Raw genomic sequence first — 18301 nt, 5'->3', positions numbered from 1 at the left:
GCCTTCGGTCTGCCCCGCTGCCCGCACCAGCTGCGGGCCCTCGCTCTGCCCGCTGCCCGCACCAGGGTTCAAGCCCTCGGTCTGCCCGCTGCCGATCGGTCCCTCGGGCTGTGTTCGCGCCGTGCGCGCCCCCTGCTTCACCTGGGGATCTTCCCGAGCCGCTTGCACTCGGTAGGGGCGAGTGCTAATCATTGGCGTTAGCACTCTGCAGGTGAGAGTGACAACGAGGACCGGGTCAGTGAGGCCCGCAGGCCAGGTGGGGCAAGGAACCGCATGGCAGGCAGGCCGTCCGTCGCGGGCGCGGGCGCGGTCCGGAGCAATCCACCCCAGTCCGGGAGGACCACTTCACATGGCCAAGATCATCGCGTTCAACGAGGAGGCGCGGCGCGGTCTCGAGCGCGGGATGAACCAGCTCGCCGACGCCGTCAAGGTGACCCTTGGTCCCAAGGGCCGCAACGTCGTCCTCGAGAAGAAGTGGGGCGCCCCCACGATCACCAACGATGGTGTTTCCATCGCCAAGGAGATCGAGCTCGAGGACCCGTACGAGAAGATCGGCGCCGAGCTGGTCAAGGAAGTCGCCAAGAAGACGGACGACGTCGCCGGCGACGGTACGACCACCGCGACCGTTCTGGCGCAGGCGCTGGTCCGCGAGGGCCTGCGCAACGTAGCCGCGGGTGCCAACCCGATGGCCCTCAAGCGTGGTATCGAGAAGGCCGTCGAGGCCGTCTCCGGTGCCCTGCTCGAGCAGGCCAAGGATGTCGAGACCAAGGAGCAGATCGCTTCCACGGCCTCCATCTCCGCCGCCGACACCCAGATCGGCGAGCTCATCGCCGAGGCGATGGACAAGGTCGGCAAGGAAGGCGTCATCACCGTCGAGGAGTCCCAGACCTTCGGTCTGGAGCTGGAACTCACCGAGGGTATGCGCTTCGACAAGGGCTACATCTCGGCGTACTTCGCCACCGACATGGAGCGTATGGAGGCCGTCCTCGACGACCCCTACATCCTGATCGCCAACTCGAAGATCGCCAACGTCAAGGACCTGCTCCCGCTCCTGGAGAAGGTCATGCAGTCGGGCAAGCCGCTGCTGATCATCGCCGAGGACGTCGAGGGCGAGGCTCTGTCGACGCTGGTCGTCAACAAGATCCGTGGCACCTTCAAGTCCGTCGCCGTCAAGGCTCCGGGCTTCGGTGACCGCCGCAAGGCCATGCTCGGCGACATCGCCATCCTCACGGGCGGCGAGGTCATCTCCGAGGAGGTCGGCCTCAAGCTGGAGAACGCGGGTGTCGACCTGCTGGGCCGTGCCCGCAAGGTCGTCATCACCAAGGACGAGACGACGATCGTCGACGGCTCCGGCTCTGCCGACCAGGTCGCCGGCCGGGTCAACCAGATCCGCGCCGAGATCGAGAACTCCGACTCGGACTACGACCGCGAGAAGCTCCAGGAGCGCCTGGCGAAGCTCGCGGGCGGCGTGGCCGTCATCAAGGCCGGTGCCGCCACCGAGGTCGAGCTCAAGGAGCGCAAGCACCGCATCGAGGACGCCGTTCGCAACGCGAAGGCGGCCGTCGAGGAGGGCATCGTCGCCGGTGGTGGCGTGGCCCTCATCCAGGCCTCCTCGGTCTTCGAGAAGCTGGAGCTCACGGGTGACGAGGCGACCGGCGCCAACGCCGTGCGGCTCGCCCTGGAGGCCCCGCTCAAGCAGATCGCCATCAACGGTGGTCTCGAGGGTGGCGTCATCGTCGAGAAGGTGCGCAACCTGCCCGTCGGCCACGGCCTGAACGCCGCGACCGGTGAGTACGTCGACATGATCGCCGAAGGCATCATCGACCCGGCGAAGGTCACGCGCTCTGCCCTGCAGAACGCCGCCTCCATCGCCGCGCTGTTCCTCACCACCGAGGCCGTCATCGCCGACAAGCCGGAGAAGGCCGCTGCCGGCGGCGCTCCGGGCGGCATGCCGGGCGGTGACATGGACTTCTGATCGACCTCGGGGCCTCGGCTCCCGGTTGATCACCGTCCTTCGTACCGAGGGCGGCACCCCTTCTTCCAGGGGGTGCCGCCCTCGGGCGTTTGCGGGGTCGGGCCGATGCGGGTCCGGACTCGTGTGCTGGATCACGCGGTGGGTGTGCGGGGGCCGGAATGCGGTGACGGGCGAGGCGGTTGACGCTGCTGACGGAGATCAATGCGCGTGCACATATCCACCACATATACCTATGCACGCGCATCCCGCCCTTCTGCCCGACATCCGACCGACCTCTTTCCCCCAGGAGCCCTCACGTGACAACCGCCCCCTCCCGCGCGGCCCAGATCCTGGCCCGCCCCGTCTCCCTCAACGGCCTGACCGTCCCGAACCGGATCGTCATGGCGCCGATGACCCGCCAGTTCTCCCCGGGCGGAGTTCCCGGCGCGGACGTGGCGTCGTACTACGCCCGCCGCGCCGCCGCGGGCGTGGGCCTCATCGTCACCGAGGGCACGTACGTCGGTCACGACTCGGCCGGACAGAGTGACAGGATTCCCCGCTTCCACGGCGAGGAGCAGCTGGCGGGCTGGGCGAAGGTCGCCGAGGCGGTGCACGCGGCAGGCGGGAAGATCGTGCCGCAGCTCTGGCACATCGGCATGGTCCGCAGCGCCGGCGACCCGCCGTTCGCGGACGCCCCCGCGGTCGGCCCGTCCGGTCTGCGGCTCGACGGCAAGGCGGGTGCGGGCAAGGAGATGACCCAGGCCGACCTGGACGACGTCATCGCCGCGTTCGCCGAGGCAGCGGCCGACGCCGAGCGGATCGGCTTCGACGGCGTCGAACTGCACGGCGCGCACGGCTACCTGATCGACCAGTTCCTGTGGGAGGGCACCAACCGCCGCACCGACGCGTACGGCGGCGACCTGGTCGCCCGTACGAAGTTCGCGACCGAGATCGTCGCCGCGGTCCGCGCCGCGGTCTCCCCCAACTTCCCCATCCTCTTCCGCTACTCGCAGTGGAAGCAGGAGGCCTACGACGCCCGCCTCGCGGAGACCCCCGAGGAACTCGGCGCCCTGCTGACTCCGCTCGCCGATGCCGGAGTGGACGCCTTCCACGCCTCCACGCGCCGCTACTGGCTCCCGGAGTTCGAGGGCTCGGACCTCAACCTGGCCGGCTGGACGAAGAAGCTGACGGGCAAGCCCACCATCACCGTCGGCTCGGTCGGCCTCGATGGCGACTTCCTCCGCGCCTTCGCGGGCGAGGGCGCGGCGGCAGCGGGCCTCGACAACCTCCTGGACCGCCTGGACCGCGACGAGTTCGACCTCGTCGCGGTAGGCCGCGCCCTGCTCCAGGACCCGGAGTGGGCAGCGAAGGTCCTGGACGGACGCCACGACGAGTTGGCGGCGTACGACCCGTCGGCGCTGAAGTCACTGAGCTGACCCTCGGCTCCGCTCGTAGGGCCTTTACGCCGAGGGCGACACCTCTTCTCCTGGGGGTGCCGCCCTTCGGCGTTGAGAGGGCGGGTCAGTCGGCGTAGTCCTTGAGCTTCTCGGTTTCCAGGGTCATGTTCACGGGGACGGGGAGCTCGACCACGGCTCCGTACGGGTACGACGGGCTCTGCTGGTACGTCCCGTTCTTCAGGTCCTTGTGCACGACGAGGGTGTCGTTGTCCCGGTCGATGAGCAGGTAGACGGGGATGCCTGCTTCCGCGTATCCGCGCACCTTGTCGATGCGGTCGCGCCGGTCGGTGTCACGGTCTCGGGAGGTGACCTCGACGACCATGAGGACACCCTTCGGATCGGCCCATTCGCCGTCCTGCGCGATGAAGTGATCGAGCGGCGCCAACGCCGCGTCCGCGCATGCGTTGCCTTTGCGGTAGGCGCCGATCTTGAGCCCTTGCTCCGGGTACAGGGCCAGTTCAGGGCGGTGCTGCATGAACAGCCGGCTGAGCCACACCACAATGGCCCTGTGGCGCTGATCCGGCAACGGTTTGACCTCTAGCTTTCCGTCGATGAGTTCGAGCTTGACGCCCTCAGGTGCCCTGCGGGCGAGTTCCTCGAAGTCGTCGACCTCGATGTGGTCACCCTTCACGTACAGCCGTCCATCGAGGAATTCGAGCTGGACGTTCTTCGGGGCCTTACTTGCCAGCTCTTCGAAGTCCTCGACGGACATCTGCGGGCGCCTGGTGCCAAAGGTCATGGTGGTGTCGCCTCCTTCCCACCATGGTGCCCCGGCTGGGTGTTTTCGGACCGTGGGAGCGGTCATAGGCGTGGCCTTTCTCGTCGGTCGACCATCGCCGCGCGGGCCGCGGCGGCGTGGGCGTGGACTGCGGAGGACGGCAGAGGGGCGGTATGCCGGGGCGGGGCGGCCTCGCCCCGGCATGCGCCGCAGATGCCGCCCGGCAGGGCCTCCGGGCGGCCCGGGACCCCGCACTTCGCGCACTCCAGGACGCGGAGGGGCGGGCGTGCGGGAGTGGGGGCGGGTTCGGGTGGGAGCTTGGACGTCAGGCGGCGGCGGACGAGGGCGGCCGGGCTGTGGACCGGGGTCGGGAGGCCCGAGGTCAGGGCCTGGAGTACGTGTTCGTCGGTGGCGCCCCTCGCGAACCATTCCGTCAGCAGGGGCGCGAGCTCTGCGCAGGCCGCGGCGGACAGAGACAGCGCCGGGGTCGCCCGGCCCAGCGCCGCCAGCAGGATGTATGCGCGGGAGCGGGTGGGCCTGGCAGGAGCTTCCGGCGCCTCCTGCGGTACGTCGCCTCGCGTGAACGACGTCCACCAGTCGTCGTCCCGTGGCGTACGGGAGAACCACGATCGGGTGATCCAGCGCGGGCTGCCCGAGTCGGCCAGGTGTTCGCGACCCCGGCGCAAGTGGCCCGCCCGCTGGAGGTTGTTGAGGGCTGTGCGCAGGGCGCACTGTCCGTACGGGAGTGTCTTGGCCAGCGTCTTTACGGAGATGTCGGCGCCGCCGGGGAGCTTGTCGATGTACGCCGCGATGGCCGCTTCGCGGGGCGGGAGGTGCGCGAAGTCGTGGGCTGTTCGGGGTAGTTGGTCAGGGGCCGAACGCTTTCCGTAACCCGGATTGGCCATTGGGTGTGGGAGAGCGTGCGTAGGCAGGAAGGCAGCATTAAGCTTGGCGTCAGCCATGGGATCGAGTCTCTTTCGATCTTGTTGGTCAAGCCCCCGCAGGTGTTTGCCGCACCTGGCGGGGGCTGTTCGTTATGCGGGCACGCTAAGCCCTTGTGACTGTCCGTGGCAAGTCGGTTGCTTCAAGTCAACTCGCGGGGTGGGAGGGCGGGTTGGGGCCCGCCTCCCAATCCTCAGAAAGAGGGCTCGGAGCTGGGGGCTTGAGCTTCGGGGCGGTCTGGTCGGGGAGTTGGGGCCGGGTTGCCTCTCCCGATCAGCCCATGCTCTTGGAGCCGTCCAGGGACTCGCGGATGATGTCGGCGTGACCTGAGTGCTGGGCGGTCTCGACGACGAGGTGCAGCAGCGTCCTGCGGGCCGACCACTGCGCCCCGGGCTCGAACCACGGGGCCTTCGGCAGGGGGTGGGCGGCGTCCAAGTCGGGCAGGGCGGCAACCAGTTCGTCGGTACGGCGGGCCGTCTCGGCGTAGTCCGCCAGTACGCCGGCCAGTGTCTCCCCGGGCAGCATCCGGAACTCGTCGGCCCGCCGGGCCCAGTCGGCCTCGGTCATGGCGGTGAAGTCCCCCATGGCCGACGGGCCGTTTTGGATGAAGTCCACCCAGTTCCGTTCCACCGATGTGACGTGTTTGATCAGGCCGCCCAGGCACAGTTCGCTCGCGGTGGTGCGCCGCCCGGCCTGCTCGTCGGTGAGGTCGCGGGTGGTGAAACGCAGGAAGTGCCGCTGCTTGGCCAGCGCCTCCAGCAGGTCGGCGCGCTCGCCGGTGGTGGTCTTCGCGTTGACGGTCATGGCGTCGGTCATGGTCTTGGCCCTCCGTGGTTCCCGGTCCGTCGGTCGAGAGCCACGCTAGGAACCATTGAGGTCAGATTCTGACCTCAATGGACCGCGACGACGGGACAATCGGGAGGCTTGAGCTTCGGGGCGGCGGTGAGTCAGTCGTGCTTGAGGTTCTCGACGAAGGCCGACCATGCCTCGGCTCGGAACGTGAGCTTCGGGCCCAGGGGGGTCTTGGAGTCACGGACGGGGACGAGGGTGGGGTGGCCGTCGGCTATTTCGAGGCAGTCGCCGCCATCGCCGCCGCTGTACGTCGACTTGCGCCAGCGGGCGACTTCCAGGCAGTCGCCGCCACTGCCGCCGCTGTAGCTGGACTTGTACCAAGTGGCCGTGTCCGGGTTGTACTCAGGGATGCTCCTCATGCGCGTAATCCTGCGCCATCTCCTCGATCAAGGCCAGGGACTTCTCGGGGGACAGCGCGCAGGCCGAGAGGAGTTCGTAGGTGAGGCGGTGGTGCCTGACGGTGGCCGGGTCGTCCTCCAGGCGACCGGTGCCGACACCCTCGAAGTAGACGAGTGGAGGGGCGTCCTCGAAGTCCATCAGCTTGATGGGGCCCTGCATCGCTGGGTGTGCCCCTGCCTCGAACGGCAGCACCTGCACGATGACCCGGTGCCGACGGATCAGGCCGACGACGTGGCGCAGGGCCTCCGTCATCACCTCGCGACCGCCCGTCGTCCGGCGCAACGCGGCCTCGTCAACCACCGCCCACAACAACGGCTCTGTTGGATCGTCGAGGACTCGGGCCCGATCGATCCGGGCGGACACCAGCTCCTCGATCGTCTCGTCCGGCGCCGTCGGCTGATACGCGCGGCACACGGCTCGCGCGTACGCGGGTGTCTGGAGCAGCCCGGGGATGAGCATGGTCGAGTACTGCCGGATCTCCGTCGCCGTGGCTTCCGCCTCCGCCGCCTCCGCAAAGTGCTCCGGATACTTGGACTTCGCCACCGCACGGCAGTTCCGCGCGAAGAAGTCCTCCGTCCCCAGCACCTCGTCCAGCATCCGGGCGTACTCCGGCTGCATCCGCCGCGTGCCTGCCTCCAACTGCCCGATGAACGAGCCGCTCACGAACAGCCGTTGCCCCAACTCCTCCTGGCTGAGGTCGGCCTTCTCCCGGGCATGCCGCAGCTCGGCGCCCAGCAGGGCGCGTGGGGATGACGACGGGTCGAGGTCCTTCGGTCCTGCCACGGCAACTCCCTGTCCGACAGTCGATGTTGTTGGGGCGCCCTGTCTGGCCAGGTTAGGCGGGTGATGGACACGCTGTGTTGCGAACAGTGAACTCTGCGTGGAGGTGAAGGAATGCTGCGATCGACGGAAGAGGTCGTCGCCTCGCTTCGGGATGCGCTCACGGGCGTGGGTGTCGTCCTGCCGTCCCTGTGTGTCGACCCGGTGACCGGCGCGAGCGACGAGCCGTTCGCCCTGGTCGTCCTGGGGCGCTGCAACGTACGTACGGCCGAGAAGCTGGCGTCCGTGCTGCGCGGGGAGCGGCCGCCGGTCGGGGCGCACGTCGTCGACGTACGGGACGGGCGGGTCGGCGAGGTGATGGGGCATGTGGGCGGGAACGCTCAGTTGCGGCCCATGGGCGGGGGCCGGGAGTGGGACTGCCCGCCGGAGTCGACAGGGCCTGCGGCGCAGGAGGAGGTGTTGCGGGCGCGGGTACGGGAGAGGAACCGTGAGGCGCGCCTCCCCTGAAGCAGCCGTCCGGGATCGCCGCCAGGGCGGCGTACGCCGACGCGGTGTCGGGGGTACGCCGCCCTGGGGCGGGACGAGTTGCGGGAGGCGGCCCGCGCTGTCATGGCGGTTACTTCGGGTCGCTGTTGAACTTCGCGGTCGACCAGAGGTAGCCGAGCGCGGTCAGTGCGAGACACCAGGCGATGGCGAGCCATCCGTTGTTGCCGATCTCGGTGCCGAGGAGCAGACCGCGCAGGGTTTCGATGGCGGGGGTGAAGGGCTGGTACTCGGCGATCGGCTGGAACCAGCCCGGCATCGTGTCGGCCGGGATGAAGGCGCTGGAGAGGAGCGGGAGGAGGATCAGCGGCATCGCCATGTTGCTGGCCGCTTCGGCGTTCGGGCTGGCCATGCCCATCCCGACCGCGATCCAGGTGAGCGCCAGGGCGAAGAGGGCGAGGAGTCCGAAGGCTGCCAGCCACTCCAGGGCCGTGGCGTCCGTGGACCTGAAGCCGATGGCCACCGCGACGGCACCGACGAGGACCAGACTGGCGAGCACCTGCAGCACACTGCCGACGACGTGCCCGATGATCACGGAGCCGCGGTGGATCGCCATCGTACGGAAGCGGGCGATGATCCCCTCGGACATGTCGGTGGCGACGGACACCGCGGCCCCGATCACGGTGGAGCCGATGGTCATCATCAGGATGCCCGGGACGATGTAGGCGATGTAGTCGGAGCGGTCCGCGCCACCGATGCCCGCGCTCATCACGTCGCCGAAGATGTAGACGAAGAGCAGGAGCAGCATGATCGGCGTGAGGAGGAGGTTCAGGGTGAGGGAGGGGTAGCGGCGGGCGTGCAGCAGGTTGCGGCGGAGCATGGTGTTGGAGTCGCGTACGGCGAGGGAGAGGGTGCTCATCGGACGTTCTCCTTGGGCTGGTTGGGCTGGTTGGGCTGGTTGGGGATGCTGGTGGGGCTGGTGAGGGCGAAGAACACGTCGTCGAGGTCGGGGGTGTGGACCGTCAACTCGTCGGCCTCGACGCCGGCGGAGTCCAGCCAGTCGAGGATGGCGCGCAGTTCGCGCTGGGTGCCGTCGCTGGGAATCTGGAGGGACAGTGCCTCGTCGTTCCTGGTGCTTTCGCGCAGTGCGGTGGCGGCGGACTGGTAGGCGGTCGGGTCGGTGAAGCGGAGGCGGACGTGTCCGCCGGGGATGAGCCGCTTGAGTTCGTCGGCGGTGCCCTCGGCGGCGATCTTGCCGTTGTTCAACACGGCGATGCGGTCGGCGAGTTCGTCGGCCTCTTCCAGGTACTGGGTGGTGAGGAAGACGGTGACGCCGTCGGAGACGAGCGCGCGGATGATCTGCCACATGTTGTGGCGGCTGCGCGGGTCGAGGCCGGTGGTCGGTTCGTCGAGGAAGATGATCCGCGGGTTGCCGACCAGCGTCATCGCCAGGTCGAGGCGGCGCTTCATGCCGCCGGAGTAGGTGGAGGCGGGCTTCCTGGCGGCCTCGGTGAGGTCGAAACGCTCTAGGAGTTCGGCGCTGGCCCGCCTTCCCTCCTCCTTGGGCAGGTGGTGCAGGTCGGCCATGAGGAGCATGTTCTCCTCGCCGGTGATCAGGCCGTCGACGGCGGAGAACTGGCCGGTGACACCGATCGCGGCGCGCACCGCCTGCGGGTCGGTGGCCAGGTTGTTGCCGCCGACGTGCAGGTCACCGGCGTCGGCGGTGATGAGGGTGGAGAGGATCTTGACGGCGGTGGTCTTGCCGGCGCCGTTCGGGCCGAGCAGGGAGAAGACGGTTCCTTCGGGGACGGTCAGGTCGATGCCGTCGAGAACTGTCCTGTCCCCGTAGGACTTGCGCAGCCCGTTCGCCGCGATGGCCGGGTTGGTCATGATGAGTGCTCCTTTTAGGGGCGTAGAGGCGTAGAGGTGTAGAGGTGTGGAGGCTCAGAGGCGGCGGGCGGTGGGCGGCGCGGTGGCGGGCGGTGGTCAGAGGCTGCGGGCCGTGATGTCGCCGTGGGAGGTGGTGGCGCGGATGTCGAGTTCGGTGGTGCCGTCGTTCTTGAGGGCGTTGCTGACGCGGCCGTGGCCGGTGCGGGCGTCCAGGGAGGCGGAAACGCCGGTGGCGGCGGCAACCGAGATGTCGCCGGACTGGGTGCGCAGTTCGACCGTGCCGCGCACGGCCTCGGTGATCCGGATGTCGCCCCTTGCGGTGCTGATCTCCGCGGGGCCGTGGAGCCGGCCGACCTCGACGTCGCCGTCGATCGCGGTGAGGCGGACACTGGCGGCCTCGTCGATCTTGATCTTGCGGTAGGCGCCTTCGAAGGCGATGTCGCCGAGGCGTCCGACACCCCGGAGTTCGGTGGCGGCGGCCTTTGCCTCGATGCGGGAACCGGTGGGCAGTTGGATGGTCACCTCGACGGATCCGGTGGGGCCGAGGATCCGGTTCTTCGCCGGTGCGGTCCCGATCCGCAGGACGCCGTCGTCGTAGGCGACCGTGACCTGCTCCGCCGCCTTCACGTCGCGGCCCTTCGAAGCGTCCGTCGGCAGGACTTCGACCGTGGTGTCTGCCCGGTCGGCGGCGATGAGCTGGACGCGTCCGGCGGGGATGTCCAGGACGGCGGCAACCGGGGCGGGGGTGTCGAACTTCTGCATGGTGCTCTCCTTGGTTCGTTGTTTCCGTTGATGGAAAAGCTACGTTGCGTTCGATGATCCTTCAATGCCTTTGTTGCGAACGAGCGGCATTAGCGCAGGTGAAAGCTGGTTAATCGTTGCAACGGCTCTCGAAGCTAATGCAACAACGGCTAGCGGCTCGTTGCAATGGATTGAAGGTGAACGCTATGCTGGAGGCATCAAGGAGAACGAAGGAGACCGAAATGCCCGGAGGCAGGCTCACCCAGCAGGAACGGCGGCAGATCGCGCTGGGGCTGGCCGACGGCCTCGCCTATGCGGAGATCGCCAGAGGTCTCGATCGCCCGACCTCGACGGTCACACGTGAGGTGATGCGCAACGGCGGCCCCACGGCCTACCGCGCCGACCTGGCCCACCGCGCCACCGAGCACCGCGCCCACCGGCGCACGCAGGCGGCGCCCCGAGGTGTGGAAGCGCCCCCGCAGGCCCACGGGCGTGACGCCGAGGCCGTGCGCGCGTACGAGGAGACGTTCACCACCGTCATGATGGCTTCGGGCATGACCACGATGACGGCCCGGGTGATGGCCTGCCTCACCCTCACCGACTCGGGCAGCCTCACCGCGTCCGAACTCGTCCAGCGCCTCCAGGTCAGCCCGGCGTCCGTCTCCAAGGCGATCGCGTTCCTGGAGAGCCAGGGCATGGTCCGCCGGGAACGCGACGAACGCCGCCGCGAGCGCTATGTCGTCGACGACGACATCTGGTACGAGTCGATGATGGCCAGCGCCCGGTCCACCGCCCAGATCGTCGAGATCGCACGGCAGGGCGTCGGCGTCCTCGTCCCGGGCACCCCGGCCGCCACCCGCCTGGAGAACGTCGCCCGCTTCCTCGACTTCGTCAGTGAAGCTGTCGCCCGTGCCGCGGAGCAGGCCCGCGAGATCCTCCGCACGAAACCCGAAACGTCCTCGGACGGCACGGCCGCGCCAAGTTCGGACTAGGCCGCCCGACGGGTGCGGAGCGCATCGGCGCGGGGCGCGGTGTCTAGAGGTTGCCCATCGGTTCGATGTCGATCTTTACCGGGGTGCCCCAGATTCGCAGCACCTCGTAGTCCGTGAACTCGTGGATCAGGCGGTAGGCCATGCCTGGGCGGGGGGTCTTGCGCTCGGCGGCGAGGTAGCGCTCGGCTTCGATGCGGTCGCGGCGGGGGGTGCCGCAGAGTTGCCAGGCCTGCCCGTTCCAGACTTCCGGGAGCCAGCGCTGCTGGGGCTGGGGGCGGTCTTCGCGCAGGCCGTAGCGGGACTTCGTGCGCTCGGGGGCCTCTTCCGGGCCGAGGGGGCGGCCGTGCGAGTAGGCGTCGTTCACCTGGGAGCGGCGGGCGGTGCGGCGACGGGTCTCGCAGAGCAGGCAGAGGTCGGCGGCGGCCTTGTCGACCGGGCCGTTCGGGTGCTCGGAGCAGCGGGTGGTGGGTGCGGCCGTCGTGACCGTCTCGTCGAGCAGGTCGAGGGCCCTCTTCAGGTCCGCCTTCACCTCGTGCAGCTTCGCGTCGGTGGTGTCGGCGCTCAGCGCGTCGCCGTGCTCGCCAAGGACACGCAGGGCGCGGCCGAGAGCGGTGAGCTGTGCGTGGTTCACGGTGTTCGGTTCCCTCCCCGGGCGTTCTCCTGACTTCCCGAAGGGTCGCACACGCCACTGACAGCGCCACTGACAGAGCTGCTGACAGAGCCATTGCCACTGCCAGTGCCAGTGACAGTGTCATTCACAGCGCCATCGAGAGTCCCCCTCGCCGTGCCGATCAAGGCGCCCTTGAGGGAGGGCCCGAGACCGAATACGTACGTCGCCCCGAAGCCCACCGCATAGCCGGTCAGCAGTCCGCCGGCGTAGATCGCGGCCGTCGTCGCCAGTCCTCCGCTGCCTGCCAGGAGCGGGAACAGCGCCCAGCCCGAGGGCCCGATAGCCGTCGAGCCCACCTTGTCGCCGAGCGTCGCGAAGAAGCCGATGAAGGCGCCGCCCGCCGCGCCGCCCGCGCAGGCGGTCAGGAAGGGGCGGCCCAGGGGGAGCGAGACACCGTAGATGAGGGGTTCGCCCACGCCCAGCAGCCCCGCCGGGAGCGCCGACTTGATGGTCGTACGCATGGAACGGTCGTGGCGGAGGCGGACGTAGACCGCCAGGGCCGCGCCCACCTGGCCCGCGCCCGCCATGGCGAGGATGGGGAGCAGGACCGTGTAGCCCTGCTGTTCGATGAGGGTGGTGTGGATGGGGATGAGGGCCTGGTGCAGGCCGAGCATGACGAGGGGGAGGAAGAGGCCGCCGAGGATCAGGCCGGCGAAGGCGCCGGTGGTGGCGAGGAGCCAGTCGGCGGCCGTGCCGATGGCGGTCGAGAGCTCGCCGGCCGCGTACATGAGGGCGTACAGGGTCACCAGGCCGGTGAGCAGGACCGTGAGAGTGGGGGTGACCAGGACGTCCAGGGCCTCGGGGACCCAGCGGCGGCACCACTTCTCGACGTACGTGCCGAGGAGCGCGGCGGCCAGTGCGCCGAGTACGCCGCCCTGGCCCGGCGCCAGTGTCATCCCGAACGCCGTCACCTTCGCGACCCCCGCGTACACGATGACCGCCGCGACCGCGCCGCCCAGGATCGGGGTGCCGCCGAACTCCTTCGCCGTGTTGTAGCCGACGAAGACCGCGATCAGCGCCATGAAGCCGGAGGCGATGGCGGCGAGGGCGGGGGTGATGGACGGGAGCCAACCGAGGTTGACCAGCAGGCCGTTGAGGCCCGCGATGACTCCGCAGCCGATCAGGGCGGGGATCAGCGGGACGAAGATGTTCGCGACGCGGCGTAGGAGGAGCTTGGTGGGGGTGGCGTTGCGCCGGCCCTGAGCCTCCTTCAACTCGGCTCCTTTGGCGGCGAGTTCACCTGCCGTCGTGAGGAGCGCCTCGAACTCCGGGGTCACCCGGGCGACGGTGCCGGGACCCAGTACGACCTGGTACGTGTCGTCGTCCGTGACCACGCCGAGGACGGCGGGGAGGGCTCGCAGGGACTCCTCCTGGACGAGGCTCCGGTCCCGCAGGCCCACGCGGAGGCGGGTCATGCAGTGGGCCACGGAGGTGATGTTCGCGGGGCCGCCGAGGAGGGGGAGCAGGGCTGCCGCGGTGGCGGCGGGGGCGGTGGGGTCTTTCGGAGTGCGCACCACCTGAGGGTGCTGGTCAGTGGGGCGCCGCCGCCAGCGCCGCGCGCAAGTGGCCGTGGCTCTCCTCCAGAAGGCGGGCGGCCGTCGGGCCGTCTACGCCGCCCAGGATGGTGAGAATCGCGTTCTTCACCTCGCCGTCCGTGGCGGCCAGCGCCCGCTCGATCTCGTCGTCCGCGGCGCCTGTGGCGAGCGCGACGATACGGCGGGAGCGGGCGTGGAGCTTCTCGTTCGAGGCGCGTACGTCGACCATCAGGTTCCCGTACGTCTTGCCGAGGCGGATCATCGTGATCGTCGAGAGCATGTTCAGGACCAGCTTCTGTGCCGTGCCCGCCTTCAGACGGGTGGAGCCCGTCAGCAGCTCGGGACCGACGACGACCTCGATGCCGTGGTCGGCGGCGGCCGCCAGCGCGCTGTCCGCGTTGCAGGCCAGGCCGATGGTCAACGCGCCCTGCTTGCGGGCCTGTTCGACCGCGCCGATGGCGTACGGGGTGCGGCCGGAGGCGGAGATCCCGACCACCGTGTCGTCCGGCGTCAGGGCGAGATCCGCGAGGTCCCGCGCCGCCAGCTCCCTGGAGTCCTCCGCGCCCTCGATCGAGGTGACCATCGCGCGCGGGCCGCCCGCGATCAGGCCCACCACCTCGGACGGGTCGGTGTTGAAGGTGGGCGGGCACTCGGACGCGTCAAGGACACCGAGCCGGCCCGCCGTGCCCGCGCCCGCGTAGATCAGACGTCCGCCCCGGGCCATCCGCTCCGCGACGTCGTCGATCGCGGCGGCGATCAGGGGGAGCCGCGCGGCGACCGCGGCCGGGACGGTCGCGTCCTCGCCGTTCATGAGCCGGGCGATCTCGACCGTGGGCAACTGGTCGATCTCGGCGAGCTCGGGCCGGAACGCCTCGGTGGTGAGGGTCTCCAACTCGGCGCGGAGATCGCGGAGGTCGTGGTGGTTGGCGTTGGAGGTCATGAGGAGCAGCTCTTTCCGTGCGCGGTGGTGAGAAGGCGCCCTTCGGGGGCGCGGGGCGGAGACATGTGCGGCTCCGCCGCGCGAGCGCGACCAGCCACGACGGGCCCGTAGTACTCCAACGACATCCAGTGGCATCCAGTGGCATCCAGCTTGCCCGGGCCGGCTAGCGCGAGCGCCCTCGCGGGCTGTGCCGGTGCGCCAGTGCCTCGTACGAGGCCGACAGCGCCGGCGCCGCAGTCTCGTACGTCCGCTGGGCGACCCCCACGAACAGGCAGTCCACCACCAGCAGCTGACTCGTCCGGGACGACATCGCCGCCGGCCGCAGCTCGCTCTCGCGGGCCGTCGAGGTGGTGAGGATGTGGTCCGCGTACTGCGTCACGGGCCCGTCCGGGCGGCCGGTGATGGCGACCGTCGTCGCGCCGTGCTCGAAGGCGACCCGGAGGGGTTCGATGACGTCGCCGGTGGAGCCGGAGTGGGTGATGGATATCGCCACGTCCTTGGCGCGCAACTGCACCGCGTTGGTGACGGCGAGGTGCGGGTCGCTGTGCGCGTGGACCATGAGCCCTATGCGCAACAGCTTCTGGGCGAGATCCTGGGCGACGAGGCCGGAGGCCCCCTGTCCGTAGATGTCGATACGGCGGGCCGTGGCGAGCGCGGTGACCGCCGCGCTGAGCTGGGTCATGTCGAGCCCGGCCGCGGTGTCGGCGAGGGTCTGCTGCTCGTCGTAGGCGAGCTTGGCGACCACGTCGGCGATGGGGTCGTCGACCGCGATGTCCGCGGTGACGGCGGGCGCGCGGCCCGACTGCTGCTGGGCGGCGAGCCCGGCGAGGGCGAGGCGCAGGTCGCGGTAGCCGGGGTAGCCGAGGAGGCGGGCGGTGCGGACCACCGTCGCCTCGCTGGTGCCGGTGAGCTCCGCCAGGCCGGTGACCGTGAGAGCCGCGCAGCCCGCCGGGTCGGCGGCGACGGCCTCCGCGACCCGTTGCATGGAGCGCGTCATCGAGGGGGCGAGCGTCCGGACCTTCGCCGCCAGGGCGGCCGGGGCGGGCGGTGCCTCACCGGCGAAAATTTCCTTCACTTCATTGGTCACGCCTGAAAGATATTTTCCGCTGGGGCATACGGTCAAGGGTGCGCACAATAGGTGCATGAACCCCATCGGCGACCCCACCGACCCCGTCGGTGATCCCACCCGTGACCCCGGCAGCGGCCCTGTCAGTCCTCTGGAGCAGGCGTTGCACGCGGCTCGCGCCCGCGTCCTCGCCGATCTGGCCGCGCGCGAGGTCGCCGACGCCGATGTCGTCTCGCTCGTCGAGGAGTCGGTGGTGCAGCGCCGCTGGTGGGTCGAGCAGTGGCCGGACGGCGCGGAGTACGTGACCGGCCTGGTCGCCCAGGACGTACAGGACGGTCTCCTCGAACGGTACGGGCGCTGGCCGCTGTGCCCTGTCTGCGGCTCCGGCGACCCGCACGCCCTGGAGGTCGAACCCGAGCTGGGTCCCGACCCGCACTGGGTGTGCCACCAGGCCGGCGTGAAGGTGGCGTCGGTCGGGTTGCTCGGCGCGGCGGGCGGCGGGACCCCGCCCTCGTGACCGTCTACATCGATCCGCCCACCTGGCCGGGACACGGCCGCGTGTGGTCCCACCTGATCAGCGACGTCTCGTACGACGAACTCCACGCCTTCGCCGAGGACCTGGGCGCCCCCCGGCGCGCGTTCGAGCGCGATCACTATGACATCCCCTCGCACCGGTACGAGGACGCCGTGCGCGCCGGCGCGGTGGAGGTCAGCAGCCGCGAGGTGGTGCGGCTGCTGTACGGGGCGGGGCTGCGGAGGGCCAAGAGGTGGGCGGGGCCGGGGGGTTCGTGACTTCGGATGCGTTACGGGCCCGGCGTGCTCAGCTCAGCAGCTCGTACGCGTACTGCTCCCCGTCCTGCCCCAGGTCCCCGCTCACCCGCGTGAACCCGGCGCGGGAAATCACGCCCTGGGACGGCACGTTGGCCCGGTCGACGGTCGCGAACAGCGACTTCACGTCGTCACGCGCGAGGGCCCACCCGGCCAGGGCGCGCAGCGCCTCGGTGGCGTAACCCTGCCCGCGGGCGCCCTCCACCAGGTCGTAGCCGATCTCGGCGCGGCCCTCCTCGTCGGGGGCGCCGTGGAAGCCCATGCCGCCGACCGCTCGGCCGTCCGCCGTCCGTACCAGGACGAAGAGGCCCCACTCAGGGCGGTGCACCCCCGCCTCGTACGCCTTCATGACCATTCCGGCGGCGTCCCGTGTGCCCTCGAAGGGGCCGCCCTCGATCCACTCGAAGCCGCCCGTGCCGCCCGCGCGCAGATCGGCGGCGGCTGCGGGCGTGACGCCCTGCAGGGTGAGCCGCTCGGCAGCGATCACCAGGTTGTTGCTCCAGGTCCACTCGGTGACCGGGGCGCGGCCGGGCAGTTCGCCGCGGCCGGTCGCCCAGAGCAGCGTGCGCCAGTGGTCGGGTCCCGGCCTGACGTGCGGAAAGATCCGGGTGAGGACCCCCTCGCAGAGTTCGGCCGGGGGCTCGTACGCGATACCGAGGCCCTCGGCGATGTCGTGCGTGTGCAGCAGGACCTCGGCGACGCCCATGGCGGCGAAGCCCTCGCGGTTCGCACTGCGGAACGGTGCAGGGTGGAAGGCGCGCACCTCGCGGGGTGCCGTGCGGATCGCGGCGGTCAGCAGGGCACCGGTCGTCTCGATCACATCGACGACGCCCGCGTTGTCGGTGCCGTGGGTCATGACGATCTCGAAGGGGACGTAGCCCGGGGCGCGCACGGCCAGCCGGCCCGCGTACATGAGGAGATCGAGGCAGATGTGCTCGGCCGTCCTGCGGCAACTCCAGTCCAGGCGACCCGCGTTGACGCCCTCCCAGTCTCGCCCGGTCACCGTCCGCAGCAGTGCCGCGCTGCCCGCCACGGCCTCCGACACCTGGTCCCCGCCCATGTCTCGCATGCCGGTGAGGATAGGCGCGATGGGGCTCCGGTACGTACTGGATTGTTCGGGGCCTCATGGTTCCTCATGGTTACGTCGGTGCAGTCACCGCGAGGCCCCGGTCACCCGGAGTCGGTGCCGAGACGTGTGAGCTCCGCGCGGAGGTTCTCCCGGGCGGGTTCCTCCCACTCCCGTTTACCGTACGGCGTCCTGAACAGGCTCGGCAGGTCCAGGAGTTGGCGCAGGATCGCCGCCCTGCCCGCGCGGAACGCCTCGTCCGGGACGAAGGCGTACTCCTCGCGGACGGCTGCCGCGTACTCCGCGTACGCCGACGGGGCCGAGGCCAGGACGGCCAGGTCGGCGTCGCAGAGGACCTGGCCGTTGCGGTCGTCGTCCGTGGGGGCGTGGCCGACGGTGAGGCGGACCAGGCGGGCCACCTCCGCCGTGTCGGGGGAGGAGACCCCGGCCTCGGGGAGCGCGCGTTCGGCCAGGCGGGCCGAGCGTTCCTCGTTCTCCGAGCGGTCCGGCAGGTAGACCGCGTCGTGGAACCAGGCGGCCAGGCGCACCAGGTCCGGGGCGTCCGCGTACTCCTCCAGCACGTCGATGTGGTCGAGGACCGCGGTGAGGTGGGTGAGGGTGTGGTAGCGGCGCTGAGGCTCCCGCCAGCGGGTGAGGAGGTTGTCCGCGTACGGGGTCGGGTCCGGGGTCGGGGTCGGGTCCGGGGTCCGGTCCGGGGCGGCGGGGTTGCGGGATCCCTCCAGGGCGCGGGTCCAGCGGGTGCGGAGCGTTTCGAGGGCGTCGAGGTCGTCGGGCATGGGGTCATTGTGCGGGTGCCGGGTGGGCTGGGGTGGGGTTTGTTCGCCCCCTCCGCCCCTGCCCGTCCCGTTTCGGGGGGGGGGCGCCCCCCCCCCCCCCCGGGGGGGGGGGGGGGGGGGGGGTGGGGAGCGCGGGGGGGGGGGGATCTGCAGCCCCGCCGGGGGGTGTGGGGTTTGGGGGGGCAGCCCGG

General features: G+C 70.3%; 20 protein-coding genes. 6 read left to right on the top strand and 14 right to left on the bottom strand.

Annotated elements, in window-relative coordinates; genetic code table 11:
* The first annotated feature begins 349 nt into the window (after positions 1 to 349).
* Entirely contained in the window at positions 350 to 1975 is a 1626-nt protein-coding gene (gene groL / locus ACFYPC_RS30500) for a chaperonin GroEL (RefSeq protein WP_391889152.1), read from the top strand.
* Positions 1976 to 2271: 296 nt separating this feature from the next.
* Positions 2272 to 3390: an NADH:flavin oxidoreductase gene (locus ACFYPC_RS30495; RefSeq protein ID WP_391889150.1), complete on the top strand. Its 1119-nt coding sequence runs from the start codon at positions 2272 to 2274 to the stop codon at positions 3388 to 3390.
* Between the two features lie 85 nt (positions 3391 to 3475).
* Here the strand turns inward: ACFYPC_RS30495 and ACFYPC_RS30490 are convergent, their stop codons facing one another.
* The 5 genes from ACFYPC_RS30490 to ACFYPC_RS30470 all read right to left on the bottom strand — a co-directional run bounded on the left by ACFYPC_RS30490 (position 3476) and on the right by ACFYPC_RS30470 (position 7105).
* The gene (locus ACFYPC_RS30490) at positions 3476 to 4150 is read right to left on the bottom strand and encodes a Uma2 family endonuclease (protein WP_391889148.1); all 675 of its coding nucleotides are present in this window, start codon (positions 4148 to 4150) and stop codon (positions 3476 to 3478) included.
* Between the two features lie 62 nt (positions 4151 to 4212).
* Positions 4213 to 5034: a hypothetical protein gene (locus ACFYPC_RS30485; RefSeq protein WP_391889146.1), complete on the bottom strand. Its 822-nt coding sequence runs from the start codon at positions 5032 to 5034 to the stop codon at positions 4213 to 4215.
* 310 nt (positions 5035 to 5344) lie between these two features.
* A complete protein-coding gene (locus tag ACFYPC_RS30480) occupies positions 5345 to 5887 on the bottom strand; it encodes a DinB family protein (RefSeq protein WP_391889143.1) in 543 nt (180 codons plus the stop codon).
* Between the two features lie 131 nt (positions 5888 to 6018).
* Positions 6019 to 6282, bottom strand: a complete 264-nt coding sequence (locus tag ACFYPC_RS30475; protein WP_391889140.1) for a DUF397 domain-containing protein — start codon at positions 6280 to 6282, stop codon at positions 6019 to 6021.
* Positions 6266 to 7105: a Scr1 family TA system antitoxin-like transcriptional regulator gene (locus ACFYPC_RS30470; protein ID WP_391889137.1), complete on the bottom strand. Its 840-nt coding sequence runs from the start codon at positions 7103 to 7105 to the stop codon at positions 6266 to 6268. Before ACFYPC_RS30470 ends, ACFYPC_RS30475 begins: the two co-directional genes overlap by 17 nt.
* A 111-nt stretch (positions 7106 to 7216) precedes the next feature.
* Between ACFYPC_RS30470 and ACFYPC_RS30465 the strand changes: the two genes are divergently transcribed.
* A complete protein-coding gene (locus ACFYPC_RS30465) occupies positions 7217 to 7609 on the top strand; it encodes a hypothetical protein (protein WP_391889135.1) in 393 nt (130 codons plus the stop codon).
* A 109-nt stretch (positions 7610 to 7718) separates the two neighbouring features.
* Here the strand turns inward: ACFYPC_RS30465 and ACFYPC_RS30460 are convergent, their stop codons facing one another.
* The 3 genes from ACFYPC_RS30460 to ACFYPC_RS30450 all read right to left on the bottom strand — a co-directional run bounded on the left by ACFYPC_RS30460 (position 7719) and on the right by ACFYPC_RS30450 (position 10237).
* Entirely contained in the window at positions 7719 to 8504 is a 786-nt protein-coding gene (locus ACFYPC_RS30460; RefSeq protein ID WP_391889132.1) for an ABC transporter permease, read from the bottom strand.
* The gene (locus tag ACFYPC_RS30455) at positions 8501 to 9475 is read right to left on the bottom strand and encodes an ATP-binding cassette domain-containing protein (protein WP_391889129.1); all 975 of its coding nucleotides are present in this window, start codon (positions 9473 to 9475) and stop codon (positions 8501 to 8503) included. The genes ACFYPC_RS30460 and ACFYPC_RS30455 overlap by 4 nt, the downstream gene beginning before the upstream one ends.
* Positions 9476 to 9571: 96 nt before the next feature.
* Entirely contained in the window at positions 9572 to 10237 is a 666-nt protein-coding gene (locus tag ACFYPC_RS30450; protein ID WP_391889126.1) for a DUF4097 family beta strand repeat-containing protein, read from the bottom strand.
* A 221-nt stretch (positions 10238 to 10458) separates the two neighbouring features.
* Here ACFYPC_RS30450 and ACFYPC_RS30445 point away from each other — a divergent pair, with 221 nt between their 5' ends.
* Entirely contained in the window at positions 10459 to 11208 is a 750-nt protein-coding gene (locus ACFYPC_RS30445; protein ID WP_391889125.1) for a helix-turn-helix domain-containing protein, read from the top strand.
* Positions 11209 to 11251: 43 nt separating this feature from the next.
* On the opposite strand, the gene ACFYPC_RS30440 is transcribed toward ACFYPC_RS30445, so the two are convergent.
* From ACFYPC_RS30440 to ACFYPC_RS30425, 4 genes are all read right to left on the bottom strand, one after another.
* Positions 11252 to 11839, bottom strand: a complete 588-nt coding sequence (locus tag ACFYPC_RS30440; protein WP_391889122.1) for a hypothetical protein — start codon at positions 11837 to 11839, stop codon at positions 11252 to 11254.
* Positions 11836 to 13392 carry a PTS transporter subunit EIIC gene (locus tag ACFYPC_RS30435; RefSeq protein WP_391889119.1) on the bottom strand — a complete coding sequence of 519 codons (1557 nt, stop codon included), beginning with the start codon at positions 13390 to 13392 and terminating at the stop codon, positions 11836 to 11838. Before ACFYPC_RS30435 ends, ACFYPC_RS30440 begins: the two co-directional genes overlap by 4 nt.
* A 16-nt stretch (positions 13393 to 13408) precedes the next feature.
* On the bottom strand, positions 13409 to 14353 hold the full coding sequence (gene murQ, locus ACFYPC_RS30430; protein WP_391889116.1) for an N-acetylmuramic acid 6-phosphate etherase: 945 nt from the start codon (positions 14351 to 14353) through the stop codon (positions 13409 to 13411).
* 163 nt (positions 14354 to 14516) lie between these two features.
* Positions 14517 to 15440 (bottom strand): MurR/RpiR family transcriptional regulator, encoded by a 924-nt coding sequence (locus ACFYPC_RS30425; protein WP_391889113.1) that lies wholly within the window; start codon positions 15438 to 15440, stop codon positions 14517 to 14519.
* Between the two features lie 55 nt (positions 15441 to 15495).
* Here ACFYPC_RS30425 and ACFYPC_RS30420 point away from each other — a divergent pair, with 55 nt between their 5' ends.
* Positions 15496 to 15936 carry a hypothetical protein gene (locus ACFYPC_RS30420; RefSeq protein ID WP_391889111.1) on the top strand — a complete coding sequence of 147 codons (441 nt, stop codon included), beginning with the start codon at positions 15496 to 15498 and terminating at the stop codon, positions 15934 to 15936.
* Positions 15933 to 16211: a DUF4031 domain-containing protein gene (locus ACFYPC_RS30415; RefSeq protein WP_391889109.1), complete on the top strand. Its 279-nt coding sequence runs from the start codon at positions 15933 to 15935 to the stop codon at positions 16209 to 16211. Before ACFYPC_RS30420 ends, ACFYPC_RS30415 begins: the two co-directional genes overlap by 4 nt.
* 28 nt (positions 16212 to 16239) lie before the next feature.
* On the opposite strand, the gene ACFYPC_RS30410 is transcribed toward ACFYPC_RS30415, so the two are convergent.
* Positions 16240 to 17316 carry a GNAT family N-acetyltransferase gene (locus ACFYPC_RS30410; protein WP_391889106.1) on the bottom strand — a complete coding sequence of 359 codons (1077 nt, stop codon included), beginning with the start codon at positions 17314 to 17316 and terminating at the stop codon, positions 16240 to 16242.
* 101 nt (positions 17317 to 17417) lie between these two features.
* Entirely contained in the window at positions 17418 to 18110 is a 693-nt protein-coding gene (locus ACFYPC_RS30405) for a hypothetical protein (protein ID WP_391889104.1), read from the bottom strand.
* Positions 18111 to 18301 lie beyond the last annotated feature (191 nt).

Origin of the sequence: Streptomyces sp. NPDC005808, assembly GCF_042871385.1 — a bacterium.
In the GTDB taxonomy this organism is placed as follows: Bacteria; Actinomycetota; Actinomycetes; order Streptomycetales; family Streptomycetaceae; genus Streptomyces.
Note: the sequence above shows the minus strand (reverse complement) of the source record. Positions and strands in the feature narration are given on the sequence as shown.

Excerpts from the sequence above, each read along its gene's own strand:
- ACFYPC_RS30405 (WP_391889104.1), bottom strand. The coding sequence starts at position 18,110 with ATGCCCGACGACCTCGACGCCCTCGAAACGCTCCGCACCCGCTGGACC.
- ACFYPC_RS30445 (WP_391889125.1), top strand. The coding sequence starts at position 10,459 with ATGCCCGGAGGCAGGCTCACCCAGCAGGAACGGCGGCAGATCGCGCTG.
- ACFYPC_RS30410 (WP_391889106.1), bottom strand. The coding sequence starts at position 17,316 with ATGCGAGACATGGGCGGGGACCAGGTGTCGGAGGCCGTGGCGGGCAGC.
- ACFYPC_RS30475 (WP_391889140.1), bottom strand. The coding sequence starts at position 6,282 with ATGAGGAGCATCCCTGAGTACAACCCGGACACGGCCACTTGGTACAAG.
- ACFYPC_RS30460 (WP_391889132.1), bottom strand. The coding sequence starts at position 8,504 with ATGAGCACCCTCTCCCTCGCCGTACGCGACTCCAACACCATGCTCCGC.
- ACFYPC_RS30420 (WP_391889111.1), top strand. The coding sequence starts at position 15,496 with ATGAACCCCATCGGCGACCCCACCGACCCCGTCGGTGATCCCACCCGT.
- ACFYPC_RS30490 (WP_391889148.1), bottom strand. The coding sequence starts at position 4,150 with ATGACCTTTGGCACCAGGCGCCCGCAGATGTCCGTCGAGGACTTCGAA.
- ACFYPC_RS30480 (WP_391889143.1), bottom strand. The coding sequence starts at position 5,887 with ATGACCGACGCCATGACCGTCAACGCGAAGACCACCACCGGCGAGCGC.
- ACFYPC_RS30465 (WP_391889135.1), top strand. The coding sequence starts at position 7,217 with ATGCTGCGATCGACGGAAGAGGTCGTCGCCTCGCTTCGGGATGCGCTC.
- murQ (WP_391889116.1), bottom strand. The coding sequence starts at position 14,353 with ATGACCTCCAACGCCAACCACCACGACCTCCGCGATCTCCGCGCCGAG.
- ACFYPC_RS30485 (WP_391889146.1), bottom strand. The coding sequence starts at position 5,034 with ATGGCCAATCCGGGTTACGGAAAGCGTTCGGCCCCTGACCAACTACCC.
- ACFYPC_RS30450 (WP_391889126.1), bottom strand. The coding sequence starts at position 10,237 with ATGCAGAAGTTCGACACCCCCGCCCCGGTTGCCGCCGTCCTGGACATC.
- groL (WP_391889152.1), top strand. The coding sequence starts at position 350 with ATGGCCAAGATCATCGCGTTCAACGAGGAGGCGCGGCGCGGTCTCGAG.
- ACFYPC_RS30455 (WP_391889129.1), bottom strand. The coding sequence starts at position 9,475 with ATGACCAACCCGGCCATCGCGGCGAACGGGCTGCGCAAGTCCTACGGG.